11 protein-coding genes and 5 tRNA genes are annotated in these 16,704 nt (G+C 49.7%); 10 read left to right on the top strand and 6 right to left on the bottom strand.

Going from position 1 to position 16,704, the window contains the following annotated elements; genetic code table 11:
- Positions 1-34 precede the first annotated feature (34 nt).
- Positions 35-487, bottom strand: coding sequence for a hypothetical protein (locus Q4A84_RS01535; protein ID WP_303087160.1), 453 nt, complete (start codon positions 485-487; stop codon positions 35-37).
- Positions 471-1,790 (bottom strand): homoserine dehydrogenase, encoded by a 1,320-nt coding sequence (locus Q4A84_RS01530; RefSeq protein ID WP_303087159.1) that lies wholly within the window; start codon positions 1,788-1,790, stop codon positions 471-473. The genes Q4A84_RS01535 and Q4A84_RS01530 overlap by 17 nt, the downstream gene beginning before the upstream one ends.
- Positions 1,791-1,890: 100 nt before the next feature.
- Here Q4A84_RS01530 and Q4A84_RS01525 point away from each other — a divergent pair, with 100 nt between their 5' ends.
- Positions 1,891-2,262, top strand: coding sequence for an Mth938-like domain-containing protein (locus Q4A84_RS01525; protein ID WP_303087158.1), 372 nt, complete (start codon positions 1,891-1,893; stop codon positions 2,260-2,262).
- A 422-nt stretch (positions 2,263-2,684) separates the two neighbouring features.
- Entirely contained in the window at positions 2,685-3,602 is a 918-nt protein-coding gene (locus tag Q4A84_RS01520; RefSeq protein ID WP_303087157.1) for an alpha/beta hydrolase, read from the top strand.
- A 175-nt stretch (positions 3,603-3,777) separates the two neighbouring features.
- Here Q4A84_RS01520 and gyrB read toward each other — a convergent pair whose 3' ends face one another.
- Positions 3,778-6,168 (bottom strand): DNA topoisomerase (ATP-hydrolyzing) subunit B, encoded by a 2,391-nt coding sequence (gyrB, locus tag Q4A84_RS01515; protein WP_303087156.1) that lies wholly within the window; start codon positions 6,166-6,168, stop codon positions 3,778-3,780.
- Positions 6,169-6,484: 316 nt separating this feature from the next.
- Here gyrB and pgsA point away from each other — a divergent pair, with 316 nt between their 5' ends.
- The 6 genes from pgsA to Q4A84_RS01485 all read left to right on the top strand — a co-directional run bounded on the left by pgsA (position 6,485) and on the right by Q4A84_RS01485 (position 7,775).
- Positions 6,485-7,048 carry a CDP-diacylglycerol--glycerol-3-phosphate 3-phosphatidyltransferase gene (pgsA, locus tag Q4A84_RS01510; RefSeq protein ID WP_303087155.1) on the top strand — a complete coding sequence of 188 codons (564 nt, stop codon included), beginning with the start codon at positions 6,485-6,487 and terminating at the stop codon, positions 7,046-7,048.
- An 85-nt stretch (positions 7,049-7,133) separates the two neighbouring features.
- Positions 7,134-7,209 (top strand) — tRNA-Gly (locus tag Q4A84_RS01505).
- Between the two features lie 30 nt (positions 7,210-7,239).
- Positions 7,240-7,315, top strand: a tRNA-Gly gene (locus Q4A84_RS01500).
- A 30-nt stretch (positions 7,316-7,345) separates the two neighbouring features.
- A tRNA-Gly gene (locus Q4A84_RS01495) sits at positions 7,346-7,421 on the top strand.
- 36 nt (positions 7,422-7,457) lie between these two features.
- Positions 7,458-7,531: transfer RNA gene (locus Q4A84_RS01490), tRNA-Cys, on the top strand.
- Positions 7,532-7,685: 154 nt separating this feature from the next.
- Positions 7,686-7,775 (top strand) — tRNA-Leu (locus Q4A84_RS01485).
- Between the two features lie 370 nt (positions 7,776-8,145).
- Here the strand turns inward: Q4A84_RS01485 and Q4A84_RS01480 are convergent.
- Positions 8,146-9,894 (bottom strand): hypothetical protein, encoded by a 1,749-nt coding sequence (locus Q4A84_RS01480; RefSeq protein ID WP_303087154.1) that lies wholly within the window; start codon positions 9,892-9,894, stop codon positions 8,146-8,148.
- Positions 9,895-10,229: 335 nt separating this feature from the next.
- On the opposite strand from Q4A84_RS01480, the gene Q4A84_RS01475 reads away from it, so the two are divergent.
- Both Q4A84_RS01475 and metK read left to right on the top strand, forming a co-directional pair.
- Positions 10,230-11,117, top strand: a complete 888-nt coding sequence (locus tag Q4A84_RS01475) for a lysophospholipid acyltransferase family protein (RefSeq protein ID WP_303087248.1) — start codon at positions 10,230-10,232, stop codon at positions 11,115-11,117.
- A gap of 127 nt (positions 11,118-11,244) precedes the next feature.
- A complete protein-coding gene (metK, locus tag Q4A84_RS01470; protein WP_303087153.1) occupies positions 11,245-12,414 on the top strand; it encodes a methionine adenosyltransferase in 1,170 nt (389 codons plus the stop codon).
- A 104-nt stretch (positions 12,415-12,518) separates the two neighbouring features.
- Here the strand turns inward: metK and menA are convergent, their stop codons facing one another.
- The gene (menA, locus tag Q4A84_RS01465; RefSeq protein WP_303087152.1) at positions 12,519-13,427 is read right to left on the bottom strand and encodes a 1,4-dihydroxy-2-naphthoate octaprenyltransferase; all 909 of its coding nucleotides are present in this window, start codon (positions 13,425-13,427) and stop codon (positions 12,519-12,521) included.
- Positions 13,428-13,514: 87 nt separating this feature from the next.
- Positions 13,515-16,379 (bottom strand): Rne/Rng family ribonuclease, encoded by a 2,865-nt coding sequence (locus Q4A84_RS01460; protein ID WP_303087151.1) that lies wholly within the window; start codon positions 16,377-16,379, stop codon positions 13,515-13,517.
- Between the last annotated feature and the right edge of the window lie 325 nt (positions 16,380-16,704).

Genomic DNA, 16,704 nt, shown 5'->3' with positions numbered 1-16,704 from the left:
AAACCGCCCGATAATCCAATCTGGCGGCCTTAATTCATTTTGTTTTCAAACCGGCGATACATTGCGCATCCCGCCGGTTAAACGCTTCCACGCCGCCCAACAATTCCAACTGCTTCCGGGCATCCATACTGCTCATCGAGTGGATTTGCTTGTCGGTCAGTTTATCCAGCGGTTCGTTCCACATGCACAGGCAGTAATCCTGAATCACCTCATCCGATTTGCCGCCCAAACCCGCCGCGTTCAAATCCGCTTGCCATTTTTCAGTGAACGGCACGTTTTTCACACATGATTCGATAATGGCGGATTTGGCCTTGGGCTTAGACATCGCGCACTGTGAAAGAAAAAATAATGCGGCAAACAACCCGGCGATGACCCAAAGCCAGATGCGGATGGTGCGGATTTTGGCTTTGCCTTTTTTCAATTCCGCCGCTCTGAAAGCTTGCTCCGCCTCTTTTTGCGCCGCCTCGTCTTTATCCGTTGCGGCCATGCAAGCTCTCCATACGAATCATTGTTACCGAGCCGCGCACACAAGGTAGGCTTTCAATTTCCGCAATCGCCGTCTTGATGTGTTTCTCAACCGTGCTGTGGGTCAAAATCACGATTTCTGCAATCGATTGATCAAACACACCTTTCTGAATCAACGCTTCGATAGACACGCCCTCATCCGCCAGCAATTTGGTAATCTGCGCCAACACGCCCGGTTCGTCATCCGCCTGTACCCGCAGATAATAGCTGCTCACGATTTCATCCATCGGCAATATGACCTGCGCCTTAACCTCTTCGGATTGGAATGCCAACGGCGGCACGCGATTACCGGTATCTGCCGTAATCAAACGGCTCACATCGATAATATCCGCCACCACCGCACTCGCCGTAGGCAACGAGCCCGCGCCGGCGCCGTAATACAAAGTTTCACCCACCATATCGGCATTCACGCGTACTGCATTCATCACGCCATTTACATTGGCAATCAGACGCACTTCTGGAATAAGCGTAGGATGAACGCGCAATTCGATGCCTTTATCCGTTTTACGGGTAATGCCCAACAATTTGATGCGATAGCCCAGTTCTTCAGCATATTTGATATCGCGGCTTTCCAATTTGCTAATGCCTTCCAGATAGCAGGCGTCGAAATTAACCGGCGTACCGAATGCCAATGCCGACATAATGGTAATTTTGTGCCCCGCATCATGGCCTTCGATATCAAAGGTGGGATCCGCTTCCGCATAGCCCAATTTTTGCGCTTCTTTCAGCACATCGGCAAACGCGCTGCCTTTTTCACGCATCTCAGTCAAAATGAAATTGCTGGTACCGTTGATAATGCCCGCGATGCTACGGATATTATTGGCCGCCAAGCCCTCGCGTAATGCTTTGATAATCGGAATACCACCGGCCACGGCCGCTTCAAACTGCACCATCACGTTTTTCTCTTCGGCCTTGGCAAAAATTTCATTGCCATATTCAGCCAGCAGCTTCTTATTGGCCGTTACCACATGCTTGCCCTGATTAATGGCTTCCAGCACCAAATCTTTAGCAATGTCGGTACCGCCGAACAATTCCACCACAATATCCACTTCAGGATGCCGCACCACCTCAAACGGCTGATCGGTAATCACTGTCTGAGGCGGGCAAATACGGCGCGCATTTTCCGTGTTGCGGGTAGAAACCATAAACACATTCACGTCGCGCCCCAAACGGCGGCTGATTTCTTCGGCATTACGGTTCAAAACATCCACCGTACCCTTCCCCACTGTACCCAAACCCAAAATACCGATATTGACTGGCTTCATCGTATCTCCTTGTTAAGCCTTGATGCGTTGGTATAAACTCTTACAAAACAAACTGCTAATGCTAACCGATTTTGGCCGAAAAACCAAGAAAGAAAACTCCATGCAAATTGAAGAAAACAAGCCGCACGGCAAACTTTCCGTTACCGCCTACGAAGAAGGCGTTATTGAAGTTGACGCCCAGCAATACCGCCATCCGTTTTGCCTCACAGACAGCGGATTACACGCCATTGAAGCCGAATCACCCCAAACGCTCGATGCCGAATCTTTTTTATCCCAAATCGGAGATTCCACACCACCGGAAGTTATTTTGGTAGGCACAGGCAATCGGCATAGCTTCCTCCACCCCAAAATAACCGCCAAACTGGCCTCGCGCGGCATCGGTTTAGAAAGCATGTCTACCGCAGCAGCCTGCCGTACCTTCATGATTCTCCAAGGTGAGGGCCGCCGCGTATGGGCTTGGCTATGGCCTTAACCCGCATATATTTAAAATTACAAAAGTAGCTTGTTGTAAAATAACTTATCTTTTTCTCCGAATGCTGGCATACTGGATAAATCTCTAGGAAGAAACTCATCAAAACTAAAAATAAAGAAAGGAGTCACACATGCAACATCGCAGAAGACAGGCAATTTTCCAAGCTGCCAAACGGGCATTCCATACCCGACTAACCGCGGCGCAGCAAGCCGTTATTCGTGAACGTCAGAAATAAGCGACCTGACAAAACAAAATGCCTGCCTGAAAATTTTCAGACAGGCATTTAAACCGCTTGCATCAAAGTAAAATCCGCAATCGTATTTCGTTATTGTCACAAAGCACGCATCAGCTCTGCTAAAACTTATCAATAAACTGCTAAAATAACAGTTCAACAACACACATACTAACAAGAAAGGAAACTCATGAAACCCGTTCAAATCACCGGTAAAGGCTTCACACTTGCCGCCCATCTTTATCTTCCGACCGATTTCAACGCTCAGCAATCTTATCCCGCCATCGTTTGCGTACACCCGGGCGGCGGCGTAAAAGAGCAAACGTCAGGCTTATATGCCGAGCTACTTGCCGAAAAAGGCTTCATCACATTGGCTTTCGATGCCGCATACCAAGGAGAAAGCTCAGGCGAACCCCGAGGCTTGGAAGACCCCGCCCAACGTGTTGAAGATATCAGCTTGGCAATCGATTATCTGGTCAATTTAGAAGGCGTCGCGAACGAAAAAATCGGTTTGTTAGGTATTTGCGCCGGCGGTGGATATGCCATCAACGCAACATTATTCGATAAAAGAATCAAAGCGCTGGCAACCGTGAGCGCAGTGGATATCAACGGTCTGTTCCGTGCAGGCTTCGGCGCCAATCCGATTCCCACATTATTAGAATTGCTGAATAATGCCGGCGCACAACGCAGCCAAGAAGCCAAAGACGGTGAACGTGCGTACATCCCTTTTGTTCCTAATTCCCCCGCCGAATTCAACGAACACACCCCCGAATACGCGAAAGAAGCATACGACTATTATCGTACGCCTCGCGCCCAGCACGAAAGAGCGAGCAATCAGTTATTATTTACCAGCGTTGCCAAAATTTTTGCATTCGACGCATTTAGCCAGGTTGCCGATTTGCTCACTCGACCCACGCTGCTTATCGTAGGAAAACAAGCAGACACCGCTTATTTCAGTGAAAATGTTTTTGAGAAAATCTCGCACAACGATAAACAATTGACATGGATTGACGGCGCAACCCATGTCAGCTTATACGATAAAGATGTTCCTGTGGCATTAGAGTCTATTGCTACTTTTTTCGACACCAAACTGGCAAACGCATCGTAAGTTTTAATCTGCTCTCTATGATAAAAATAAAAAGCAGCTTTCGAGCTGCTTTTCATTGAATCAATCTCACTGAAAAACGATTCGCTTAAATAATAAAAATCCTCATCACTACCAGAGAAAACCAACGCGAAATAAAAAAGCCTGTCTGAAAAGAAATCAGACAGGCTTTTTAATCTTAAGCATCAATATTCTGAGCAATCAATGCATTATTCTCAATAAATGCACGCCGCGGCTCAACTTCATCGCCCATCAGGGTAACAAACACCTCATCCGCAGCAATCGCATCTTCGATACGCACTTTTAAAAGCCGACGCACAGCCGGATCCATTGTGGTTTCCCAAAGCTGCTCCGGATTCATCTCGCCCAACCCTTTATAGCGTTGAATAGCCATACCTTTTTGCGCACTTTGCAGCAAAATCTCCAGAGCATCTTCAAATCCATCAATATCGTATTCGTTATCACCCTTGTAAAGTTTAGCGTCATTGCCCACCAAACCTTTCAACAAAGCAGCCGTCTGACTGATGGTTTGATACGATTTCCCATTAAGAAACTTGGATTCGATGTAACTGACCGCCACATTGCCATGCAATTTGCGGGTAATTTTGATGAAGAAACTGCCATCGCTACCGGCAATACGCTCCAATGCCACTTCTTTTTCATCTAGCTGCGTCATCAGTTCGGCAATCGCAGCATCAACGCTTTGCCGGGTAGACAAATCGATAACATTAGCATATAGCATCGCATGCAACACAGAATCATCAATGACGCGGCTTTCCTGCACAATGGCATTTTTCGCCAGCATAAATTGTTTGGCCGTTGTTTCCAGCTCTTCTCCTTCGATGACACGGCCATCGGAAACAATTTTAGCCTTATCTAAAGCCAACCCGAGCAAAAATTGGTCTTTTTCAAATTCATCTTTCAAATAGCGTTCTTGCTTACCATGCTTGGCTTTGTATAACGGCGGCTGGGCGATGTAAACATAACCGCGCTCAACCAATTCCGGCATTTGGCGATAGAAGAAAGTGAGCAACAGCGTGCGGATGTGCGCACCGTCTACGTCGGCATCAGTCATAATAATGATGCGGTGGTAACGCAATTTCTCCGGATTGAATTCTTCCTTGCCGATACCGGCACCCAAAGCGGTAATCAGCGTGGCCACTTCCTGGCTGGCCAGCATTTTTTCGAAACGGGCTTTTTCCACATTCAAAATTTTGCCCTTCAACGGCAAAATGGCTTGGAATTTGCGGTCTCGCCCCTGTTTGGCCGATCCGCCGGCCGAATCACCCTCGACCAGATAAAGCTCCGACAAAGCCGGGTCTTTTTCCTGACAATCTGCCAGCTTACCGGGCAGGCCCAAACCATCCATCACCCCTTTTCTACGGGTAATCTCACGGGCTTTTCGGGCAGCCTCGCGCGCGCGCGCGGCATCCACAATTTTGCTGCAAATGGTTTTGGCCTCAACCGGGTTTTCTTCCAGAAAATCGGTCAGGGCTTGCCCGATAACCTCGTTCACCACCGGTCCGATTTCACTGGAAACCAGCTTGTCTTTAGTTTGTGACGAAAATTTCGGATCCGGCAATTTAACCGACAGCACACAAGTCAGCCCTTCCCGCATATCATCGCCAGCCGTATCTACTTTAGCTTTTTTGGCGATTTCGTTGGATTCTATATATTGGTTAATGGTGCGGGTCATCACTTGCCGCAAAGCTGTTAAATGCGTTCCGCCGTCGCGTTGCGGAATATTATTGGTAAAACACTGCACCGATTCTTGGTAGCTGTCGTTCCATTGCATCGCCACTTCGACACCCATTCCGTCGCGCTCGCCGGATGCGTAAAAAACTTTCTCGTGCAACGGTGTTTTCTTGCGGTTCATATATTGCACAAAACCGGCCACGCCGCCTGAAAAAGCAAAGCTTTCATGTTTGCCGTCGCGCAAGTCGAATAATTCGATATCAACGCCATTGTTCAAAAAAGACAATTCACGAATGCGCTTGGCAAGAATATCAAAGCTGTATTCCACATTGCCAAAAGTCGTTTCGCTGGCTAAAAAACGAACCGTAGTACCTTTTTTATCGGACGTACCGACTACTTTCAAAGGCTCTACCGCTTCGCCGCAGGCAAACTTCACAAAATGCTCTTTACCGTCGCGATAAATGGTTAAGGTTACCCAATCAGACAACGCATTGACTACCGAAACGCCAACGCCATGCAAGCCGCCGGAAATTTTATAACTGTTATTGTCAAACTTTCCTCCGGCATGCAAAACGGTCATAATCACTTCAGCAGCCGAGCGCCCTTCCTTGGGATGGATACCGGTAGGCATGCCTCGGCCGTTATCTTCCACACTAACCGAATTATCGGCATGAATGGTAACGGTAATTTTATCGCAATGGCCTGCAAGCGCCTCGTCGATAGCATTATCCAATACTTCAAACACCATATGATGCAGGCCGGAGCCGTCTTGCGTATCGCCGATATACATTCCCGGGCGTTTGCGCACTGCTTCCAAGCCTTCCAACACCTGGATGCTCTCCGCGCCGTATTCTTCTCGTTGCTGGTCGGTCATAACAAATAATTCTTTGAATTTTAAAAAGGTTTTTCATTATCTGCAAATACTGCGGTCAATACAAATAAGGACTGCCTATTATATCCGATTTTCGCTTCCCTTGCTGATATGCTTATCTGAAAAAACATTGTAAAATCAAATCTGCCCACCAAATATCCTGCACGCATAACACCAAAGAACAACAGCCGACTTCATACACTGACAACAAATGACATCCAATCCGTTATAATATGTTCAAATATATTTCAGAAACACACAGGCCAAGCGCAAGCCAAATAAATGCCTGTCTGAAAAACCCGCCTGAGATTATCCCTATATGCCGTGCAACATACCCATCTTGCTGACCTGGATGCGCATCCTGCTGATTCCAGTTTTTACCGCCCTGTTTTATCTGCCCCATAGCTGGATAGAACCGCAAACGGTAAACTGGGCCGCAGCATGCATTTTCATTACCGCAGCCGTAACCGACTGGTTCGACGGCTTTCTCGCCCGCCGTTGGCAACAAACTTCCGACTTCGGCGCATTTCTCGATCCCGTCGCAGACAAACTGATGGTTGCCGTATCCTTAATCCTACTGGTCAAACTAGATAGAACACTGGCTTTATTCGCCATGATTATCATCGGACGGGAAATTACCATCTCGGCTTTACGCGAATGGATGGCACAAATGGGCAAGCGCGGCAGCGTAGCAGTTGCTACCATAGGCAAGCTCAAAACCACCGCCCAAATGCTTGCCATCTTACTCCTGCTAATCGGAACCTCCGATTTTTACGGAATCAACTTCCTTATCATCGGCAACATACTCATGCTCATCGCTTCCGTCTTAACCATTTGGTCAATGCTGTATTACCTAAAAATGGCGTGGAAAGAAATCCGTTAAAAAAATCATGTCAATCTCTTGACACTCATTTTAAAATATTTATAATAGCGGCTTCATTTGCCAAGCTGAAGCAAGGCAAACTTAAGCGGGAATAGCTCAGTTGGTAGAGCGCAACCTTGCCAAGGTTGAGGTCGCGAGTTCGAGACTCGTTTCCCGCTCCAGATTTCCATAATTATCGAAACAAAGCCCAAGCGGGAATAGCTCAGTTGGTAGAGCGCAACCTTGCCAAGGTTGAGGTCGCGAGTTCGAGACTCGTTTCCCGCTCCAGATTTCCATAATTATCGAAACAAAGCCCAAGCGGGAATAGCTCAGTTGGTAGAGCGCAACCTTGCCAAGGTTGAGGTCGCGAGTTCGAGACTCGTTTCCCGCTCCAGATTACAAATTGCCCGGCGAGGCGATTTGTCAAAATGGCGAGATGGCAGAGTGGTTATGCAGCGGCCTGCAAAGCCGTGGACGCCGGTTCGATTCCGACTCTCGCCTCCAGAATTTGTTATAATACATCCAAGTTTACGGCGGGGTGGCAGAGTGTTTATGCTGTGAGGGGTGCAACCTTCACATAGGCCGGTTAAAATCCGCGCCCCCGCCTCCATATTTATTATGGCTGCTGGCAAAGCAGCCATAATACTATTTTTGATTCGCCCGGGTGGTGAAATTGGTAGACACAACGGACTTAAAATCCGTCGGCCCTAATACGGTCGTGCCGGTTCGATTCCGGCTCCGGGCACCAACACACAAGCAAAACCGCTTTTCCAGAAGCGGTTTTTTATTTTTTTATATCATGTCATAAGCAACCAAATGAATGAGATTCAGACGAGTACACCCGATCTTTAGTCATAAAATAATCCTTCCTAAATACAATGAAAATACATTGAGATTTAAGCGCTAAGATTGATTATCCGATGGGTTTCATCAACAGGCCTGAGAATATCAGCTTGGTTTATTTCCACAGGGCCATTATCGGATATATGGCCTCGAAAATGATATTCAGCACTATCAGCCCAACTAAGAAAACCCATTCAATACAAAAAAAGCCTGTCTGAACGTTTTCAGACAGGCTTTTATTCAGGTATTACCTTGAAACTCTATTACCAATAATATTAAGCCGTAGCCGTAATCGCCACCAAATCTTCCAGCTTCAAATCACCGGAAGCATTTTGAATGGTGATGGTGTTTTGATAAGTATGGCCGTCTTGCACACCGGTAAAACTTAAAATACCGCTATCGGCATTCCAATTCAGTTTGGAAGTATCAACCAAATCGGTAAATACGATTTTATCGTAGCCTTTCGTAAAATCGGTAATCACGTCATGTCCGCTGTTGCTATTAGCCTTAAAGACAAACGTATCCTTACCGGCAGCACCGCTGAGCGTATCGTTACCTGCTCCGCCGATTAAAATATCATCTTTGAAGCTGCCGACTAAGGTATCATCGCCACCTTGTGCTTTAGCATCCATCAGTTTCGCATAATTATCACGTACATACTGGATCACATCTTCATCAGTGGAGGAATTTGTTGTAGCCTTTAAGTAATCGCGGATACCGGTTACGGTATTGTCATAACTGCTTCCCTGCACGGTACTGCCGTTTGATTTCCAACTCAGATGATCGATGTTCAAACGATCGCCCACCAACACGTCAGATGCAGAAGCGCCTGTGCGGGCGCCCGCAATCAGTAGATCCGAAGTAGCGGTCTTATTGTAGGCATCTCCCACCAAAAGGTCGGAATTATCTGCTTGACCAATCAATTTAGACTCAGTAGCCCCGTCGTAATTATCACCTGAAATCACTTGGCCGTTATCGTTCGTCAACATGCCGAAATCACCTTCCAGATGGCCCCAATCATAAGAAACTTTCAGGGTCGAGGTATCGGTTTTAGCTCCGTTGCTCACGGTATAGGTTACGTCGGGCACGTCATACACCGTATAGGCGCCGTTGGCAATAAACTCGTACTCGCCATTGGCTTTAACTTGCAAAGTACCGCCGTCAAACTGAATGGTATCGCCAGGATCATAGCTCAAGCCGTCTGCTTTGATGCTGGTTACGCCCAAACTACCAACTGGCGTGCCATTCAACGTGCTGCGCGCATTATCCAAAACATTACCACTAATGCCCGCCAAGTTTTCACTCTCATCGGTTAGCACACTATTGGCATTGGCCGGCATATGCAGCGTCAGCTTGACCGAGGAAGCTTGAGAACCGTTGCTTACAGTCATCGCAATAACCGGCAACGAGGCATCGGCCGCCAGACCGCTGCTTTTCACAGAATAAGAACCGTCGCGATTAACCGTTATTTCACCAAGATTATCCACCTTTACAGTCTGACCGGAAGCATAATAAGCGTCGTCTATACGAAAGCCAGAAATATAAGGCTTGTCGCTACTACCCTCATAAGCAGCCAGTACATTGCCACTGGCAGAACCATTATTCAACACGTTAATCGTGTTAGTAGCGGCGACACTGGCTTTGGCATCTGCTTCGGCATACGGAGCTGCAGCCACTTTGCTGCCTATCGCAATATTGAGCGTGGAAGTATCCGTTTGGCTGCCGCTTTTGACGGTATAGCTCACTTCTGGCATTTTTGCCGACGAAACACGCTGCCCTTCCACTGAAAAAGCATAATTACCATTGCTTTCCAGTTTAAAAGTGCCCACGCCGAAAATGCCTGCAGTCTCACCTGATTTATATTTCATACCGTTAATGGAATAGCTTTCCACCTCAGGAGAGCTGGCATTGACAGCATTACTCAATACATTACCACTCAGCTTGTTTCCGGTTGCAGTTACCGTTTCATTGCCATCGGAAAAAGCAGTAGAGGTTGCAGTCAAAATGTTTTGGTTATCACTCATATATATCTCTTAGATCCTAGTAGTTCTTAAAAATTGTCAACAATTATGAATTGTTACCGTCATAATCACAGACGCCCGACATCCCTTTTTAGTTCACTACCATTTACACAACAGTATGTTTATTTAGCTTTTTTTCTCATTACCTCACATAAGTTCATTCTATTATCATTAAAAAATGGTTTTATCATATTGTGATAAACGGTATGTATTAGATAACAAGCGAATAAAATTTCTACTTACCCGCACCTTTTCAGACAGGCTTCTCTCTTGAAAGTCTATGGGCGCTCCTGCTGTTTTCCATTACAATCCTTCCGTTCACTCTTGAAACCGACATGATGCAAACTCTTGTTTTTTTCCTTTTCCGCTGCCTTGCCGCCATACCCTTGCCGCTGTTACACCGCTTGGGCACCTTATTAGGCAATCTCGCCTTTTATCTTGCGCCGTCTGACCGCCGGCGCATCCTTACCCATTTACAAACAGCCGGCTTGCCTACTGACAACCAAACCGTCAAAGCCGTATTACAAGAAACCGCAAAAAGCGGATTGGAATTACCCGTAGCGTTTTTCAGACAACCCCAAGACATCGAAACCCTCTTTCAACACGTACACGGCTGGGAGCATGTTCAAGCCGCGCTGGATGCCGGCGAAGGTTTATTGTTTATCACACCGCACATCGGCAGCTACGATTTAGCCGGACGCTACCTCAGCCAACGGCTGCCTTTTCCCCTTACCGCCATGTACAAACCGCCGAAAATAAAAGCATTCGATGCGGTTATGCAGGCCGGCCGCGTACGCGGCAAAGGCAAAACCGCCCCCACCAACATCCAAGGCGTCAAACAAATCATTCAGGCATTGCGGGCGGGCGAAGCCACCATCATCCTGCCCGATCACGTTCCCTCTCCTGAAGAAGGCGGCGGCGTATGGGCCAAATTTTTCGGACGCGATGCCTATACCATGACACTGGCAGGCAAGCTGGCACAGGTCAAAGGCGTAAAAACCTTATTCTTCTGCGGCGAACGTTTAGCCGGTGGCTCAGGGTTTGTCTTGCATATCAAGCCGCTGCAAGGCCAACTGAACGGCGACAAAGCACACGACGCGCAAATCATCAACAACAACGTCGAATACTGGGTACGCCGCTTCCCCACACAATATCTATTTGCCTACAACCGTTATAAACACCCTGCCGGCGCGCCCCTGCCGCCGCACGACACCATGCCTGTCTGAAAACCCTGCGCCACCCCAATTCCGCTTTTCAGACAGGCATTGCCGCGCCATTTTCTGCTATAATCGGCAGCATTTATTCCCATCCCAACAGAGCACCTAATCTGCCTTTCATCAGAAAGCCTCCATTATGAGCGAATATCTATTCACGTCCGAATCCGTCTCCGAAGGCCATCCCGACAAAGTGGCCGACCAGATTTCCGATGCCGTTCTCGATGCCATATTAACGCAAGACCCCGCCGCCCGCGTTGCGGCGGAAACCTTGGTGGCCACCGATTTATGCGTACTGGCCGGAGAAATCACCACCCGTGCCCAAGTCGATTACGAACAAGTCGCACGCAACACCATCAAGCGCATCGGCTATAACAATCCCGACTGGGGTTTCTCCGCCGATTCCTGCAAAGTCATCCAAAACTACGGCGAACAATCGCCCGACATCGCTTGCGGTGTCAACGAAGGCGAAGGCGTTGATTTGGAGCAAGGCGCCGGCGACCAAGGCCTGATGTTCGGCTACGCCTGCGACGAAACCCCCACCCTGATGCCCTTCCCCATTTATTACAGCCACCGCCTGATGCAGCGTCAAAGCGAAGTACGCAGAAGCGGCCTTCTGCCTTGGCTTCGCCCCGACGCCAAATCTCAGCTAACCTGCGTTTACGACAGCAAAACCGGCAAGGTAAAGCGCATCGACACCGTCGTTCTCTCTACCCAGCACGATCCGGAAATCAGCCGTGAAGATTTGATTGCCGCCGTCAAAGAGCACATCATCTTCCCCGTATTACCGCGCGACATGCTGACCGACGACACAAAATACCTGATTAATCCGACCGGCAGCTTCGTTATCGGCGGCCCGCAGGGCGATTGCGGCGTAACCGGTCGCAAAATCATCGTCGACACTTACGGCGGCGCAGCGCCGCATGGTGGCGGTGCCTTTTCCGGTAAAGATCCGACCAAAGTCGACCGTTCCGCCGCCTACGCCTGCCGCTATGTTGCCAAAAACATCGTGGCCGCCGGCTTGGCACGGCAATGCCAGATCCAGGTTTCCTACGCTATCGGCGTAGCCGAGCCGACCTCCATCTCCATTGACACCTTTGGCACCGGCAAACTGGAAGAAACCAAGCTGATTAACCTGGTACGCCAGCACTTCGACCTGCGCCCGAAAGGCATCATCCAGATGCTCGATCTGATGCGCCCGATTTACAGCAAAACCGCCGCCTACGGTCATTTCGGCCGTGAAGAGCCGGAATTCACATGGGAGCGTACCGACAAAGCCGCCGCACTGAAAACCGCCGCCGGGCTATAACCCAATCATCCCTGCAAAACGACCAATGCCTGTCTGAACACTTTTCAGACAGGCATTTTATATCAGCAAAACAAATGTCTATACATCATCTGTGATACGAACCGTCAATACCAAACAGCCAGCCACAAGCAGAGCACCCACATCAAAATCCAGCCGCTCCATTGCGGCAGCAGCCTATCCAAATCCGCATCGCACGCGCGCCATACTTGGCAGGCATGGCTCAAGGAAGCTACCGTCAATATCACGTTCAGACCCATATAGACAGCACTGTCGGCCAATCGGCACGCCAACCAAACCAACCACAAACCCCACGCCGATCCGGTCAACGCAAGATGGTAAAACTTCGCCCTCGGCAAGCCCAAACGAACGACAACCGTCATTTTCCCAGCCGCCCCATCGCTCTCAATATCGCGCATATTGTTCAAATTCAAAACCATAACGCACCACAACCCCAAAGCCGTTGCCGGCAACCATGAACGAGCGGCCAAAGCTCCGGTTTGCAAATATTCGCTCCCCAACACCCCGAGCCAGCCGAAAAACACCAGCACCGCCAAATCACCGAAGCCGGCATAGCCGTAAGGCTTGTTACCCGCCGTATAAGCAAATGCCGCGGCTATCGCAGCACAGCCCAAAGCCAACCACAACAACCAGCCGCCCCAACCGTCTGCCTGAACCAACGGCAGCGCTTGCGCCAACAAGCCAATGCCGCATACGCAACACACTATTCCGGTTAGCAGCAAAGCACGCTTCATAGCTGCCCGACTAATAAACCCGCCACTTACCATGCGTGGCGGTTGCTTATCCGCTGTATCCGCACAATGACAGGCATCGCCGTAATCATTGGCCAAATTGCTAAACACCTGTAACGCCACCGCCGTTACCAAGCACAACAGCATTACTGTCGCATGATATTGCCCCGTCAATTTTGCCGACAAAGCGCCGCACAACACCGATGCGGCAGCCAATGGCAAGGTCCGCAACCGTGCTGCGACCAGCCAATATTTTAAAGACATAGTTTCAGCATGCTCAAAGACCGAATGCCTGTCTGAAAACTTTTCAGACAGGCATTTCAGTTCAAATGATTTTAAGATTTACACGTTTCAGGAAGCGCTATGCGTTTCCACCTGCACCAAGGGCTCATTGCTTTCCGCACTATCAGTCACGCGCGGTACATCCGATCTGCGCGGGCCTTTAGGCAATTCTGGCTGCTCAACAACCGTCGCCAGCGCCTCGCTACGCGTCTGCACCAGCACCAAACCGCCCAAATCCCAATCCGGCTCGGAAGCCGTCGGCGTTGCTTTAGCCTCGACCACCGGCTCATCCGCCTCAATTCCTCGCAACACATCAGGCGTAGCCGCAGATTCTTCGGTTTCAACCGGCAAAGTGCCTACGATATCGGCTACGGCTTCTTTCACTTTGGCACTGCTTTGCGCCACCACCGTCGCTTCATCATTTTCAATGGCGAATAAAACCGTTTCTTGCGCAGGCGCTTCAGCCGCCGGCTCGGGAATGGTAATAATCAACGGCGCTTGTGCCGCGGCATCATCTTCAAAGCCTTTTAACGCCACCACGACCGGCGCAGCCTTGTCTTCGCCGAACACATGCGCCACCGCATCGCGTACGCGGTCGCCCACTTCAACAATCATCAGATTGCGTTCGATTTTTTCAGCGGAAGGAATATTGCGCTTTTTATCATTCCGTCCGCCCCGTCGGTCGTTCTGACGATTACGATCACGGTTATTGCGCCGTGGTTTTTCCGCTGCTTCAACCGGCTCGGAATTGGCTGGTTTATCCTGCTTCTTCGTTGACTTAGCAGGCTTCTCTACCAGCCCGACCGCTTTTTCCGTACCAACTGCCGCCTTCGCTGGCTCAAGCGCATTATTACCATCTTGAGCCGCATTCTGCACTACCGGCTTAGCCGGTTTATTCTCAGCAGCCGCTTCTTTGCGGTTGCGGCGGCGGTTATTCTGCTGCTCGCCGGCGGCTTTCACATTCTCTTCCGCTGTCGGCAGCTCCTTCGCTTCATTGCGCTCCTGACGGTTATTGCGCCGTTCTTGGGCTCGCTCTTCCTGTCGGTTTTGTCTGTTACCGCGGTTTGCTACTTGATTTTCCTGCCCAGGCGCATTATCGCCGGTTTCAACGGTTTTATCGTTCGAACCGCTCCGATTGCTATTATTGCGCCGGTTGCTGTTGCGCCGACTGCCGTTACGGTTGTTTTTCAAATTGCGGCGGCCGTTGGCATTTTTACGCGGCGCCTCCGGTTTGGCCTCTTCTTTCTTGGCCGCACCGAACAAACCTTTAAACCAAGCCTTGAAATTATCCCACCACGACGCTTTTTTCTCCTCCACCACCGGAGCGGGCTGATCATGCCGAACGCCTTTTACTGCCGGTTCAGGGCGGGCGGCCTTAGTCGACTTGGTTGACGAGAAAGGTACGGCGGCTTCGTCTTTTTCAGGCTCGGCCACGCGTTTGTAGCTGGGCACCACATCTTCTTCCACATCATCAATGCGCACGCGGGTCACTTCATAATGCGGGTTTTCCAGATGCATGTTGGGAATCAACACCACGGAAACATCAAGGCGCTCTTCCATACCAAACAATTCGGCGCGCTTTTCGTTCAGCAAAAACGTTGCCACATCAACGGGAACTTGAGCATGCACTTCGCCCGTATTGTCTTTCATCGCCTCTTCTTGCACAATGCGCAACACGTGCAGCGCGGTAGATTCAATGCCGCGGATAACACCGGTACCGGCACAACGCGGGCAAGCCACGTGGCTGCTCTCGCCCAAAGCCGGTTTTAGGCGCTGGCGCGAAAGCTCCAGCAAACCGAAACGGGAAAGTTTGCCCATTTGAACACGGGCGCGGTCTTTTTTCAGCGCATCACGCAATACGTTTTCCACATCGCGCTGATGCTTGGGATTTTCCATATCGATAAAATCGATTACCACCAAGCCGCCCAAATCGCGCAAGCGCATTTGGCGTGCCACCTCTTCCGCCGCTTCCATATTGGTTTTGAACGCCGTATCTTCAATATCGGCGCCGCGTGTGGCACGGGCTGAGTTCACATCGATGGAAACCAGCGCCTCAGTGTGGTCGATAACAATCGCTCCGCCGCCGGGCAGGCTGACGCTACGGGAAAACGCACTCTCAATCTGATGCTCAATCTGGAAACGGGAAAACAGCGGCGTATGGTCTTGATAGAGCTTGAGCCGACCGACATTACCCGGCATCACATAGCTCATAAACTCGGAAACCTGCTCGTAAACTTCTTGGTTATCAACCAGAATTTCGCCGATATCGGGGCGGAAATAATCGCGGATAGCCCGAATCAGCAGCGAGCTTTCCATAAACAGCAAATATGGTTCTTGATGCGCGTTACCCGCCTCTTCGATGGCATGCCACAGTTGCAGCAAGTAATTAAAATCCCACTGCAATTCTTCAACGCTTCGGCCGATACCCGCGGTACGGGCAATCAGACTCATGCCGCGCGGCACTTCCAATTCGGCCATAGCGGCTTTCAGCTCCTGCCTATCATCGCCTTCGATGCGGCGCGATACACCGCCGCCGCGCGGGTTGTTGGGCATCAAAACCAGATAGCGTCCGGCCAAGCTGATAAACGTGGTCAGCGCCGCGCCTTTGTTGCCGCGTTCGTCTTTCTCCACCTGAACGATGACTTGCATGCCTTCTTTCAGCACATCCTGAATGCGCGCGCGGCCACCTTCGTAATCTTGGAAATAGGATCGAGAAACTTCTTTGAATGGGAGGAAACCGTGACGGTCGGTGCCGTAATCAACAAAACAGGCCTCCAACGATGGTTCGATGCGGGTAATGACACCCTTGTAGATATTGCCTTTACGCTGTTCTTTGCCCAGCGTTTCGATGTCCAGATCCAGTAAGGTCTGTCCATCAACAATCGCTACGCGCAGCTCTTCGGCTTGCGTAGCATTGAATAACATGCGTTTCATTTTTCAATAACCTCTTGGTTTTTAATCACATTTAAAAACCCGAAAGGCACTTTACGAAGCGCGTAATCAGTTTTTAGACTTTGGTTCCGCAGGTTATGAATGCCTGTCTGAAACATATCTGCCGTTTGTTTTTATTCTGCAACAACAGCCGACGACTTCTGCGGAGCGGCTAATTAAAGAAGGAAAAAAGAACGATACGCACGGGTAGCGGCGCGTTGCCCTGCTGTTGCGGGCGGGTAAGGTATTGTCGCCGGTTGAAATAAAACGGGCGGCAACGCCGGAAATAGAGCCATCAACTTCTTAATTATCGTTTGGCCGGTTTGCT

This window comes from Neisseria sp., from assembly GCF_030527965.1.
In the GTDB taxonomy this organism is placed as follows: domain Bacteria; phylum Pseudomonadota; class Gammaproteobacteria; order Burkholderiales; family Neisseriaceae; genus Neisseria.
Note: the sequence above shows the minus strand (reverse complement) of the source record. Positions and strands in the feature narration are given on the sequence as shown.

Excerpts from the sequence above, each read along its gene's own strand:
- Q4A84_RS01535 (WP_303087160.1), bottom strand. The coding sequence starts at position 487 with ATGGCCGCAACGGATAAAGACGAGGCGGCGCAAAAAGAGGCGGAGCAA.
- Q4A84_RS01530 (WP_303087159.1), bottom strand. The coding sequence starts at position 1,790 with ATGAAGCCAGTCAATATCGGTATTTTGGGTTTGGGTACAGTGGGGAAG.
- Q4A84_RS01525 (WP_303087158.1), top strand. The coding sequence starts at position 1,891 with ATGCAAATTGAAGAAAACAAGCCGCACGGCAAACTTTCCGTTACCGCC.
- Q4A84_RS01520 (WP_303087157.1), top strand. The coding sequence starts at position 2,685 with ATGAAACCCGTTCAAATCACCGGTAAAGGCTTCACACTTGCCGCCCAT.
- gyrB (WP_303087156.1), bottom strand. The coding sequence starts at position 6,168 with ATGACCGACCAGCAACGAGAAGAATACGGCGCGGAGAGCATCCAGGTG.
- pgsA (WP_303087155.1), top strand. The coding sequence starts at position 6,485 with ATGCCGTGCAACATACCCATCTTGCTGACCTGGATGCGCATCCTGCTG.
- Q4A84_RS01480 (WP_303087154.1), bottom strand. The coding sequence starts at position 9,894 with ATGAGTGATAACCAAAACATTTTGACTGCAACCTCTACTGCTTTTTCC.
- Q4A84_RS01475 (WP_303087248.1), top strand. The coding sequence starts at position 10,230 with ATGCAAACTCTTGTTTTTTTCCTTTTCCGCTGCCTTGCCGCCATACCC.
- metK (WP_303087153.1), top strand. The coding sequence starts at position 11,245 with ATGAGCGAATATCTATTCACGTCCGAATCCGTCTCCGAAGGCCATCCC.
- menA (WP_303087152.1), bottom strand. The coding sequence starts at position 13,427 with ATGTCTTTAAAATATTGGCTGGTCGCAGCACGGTTGCGGACCTTGCCA.
- Q4A84_RS01460 (WP_303087151.1), bottom strand. The coding sequence starts at position 16,379 with ATGAAACGCATGTTATTCAATGCTACGCAAGCCGAAGAGCTGCGCGTA.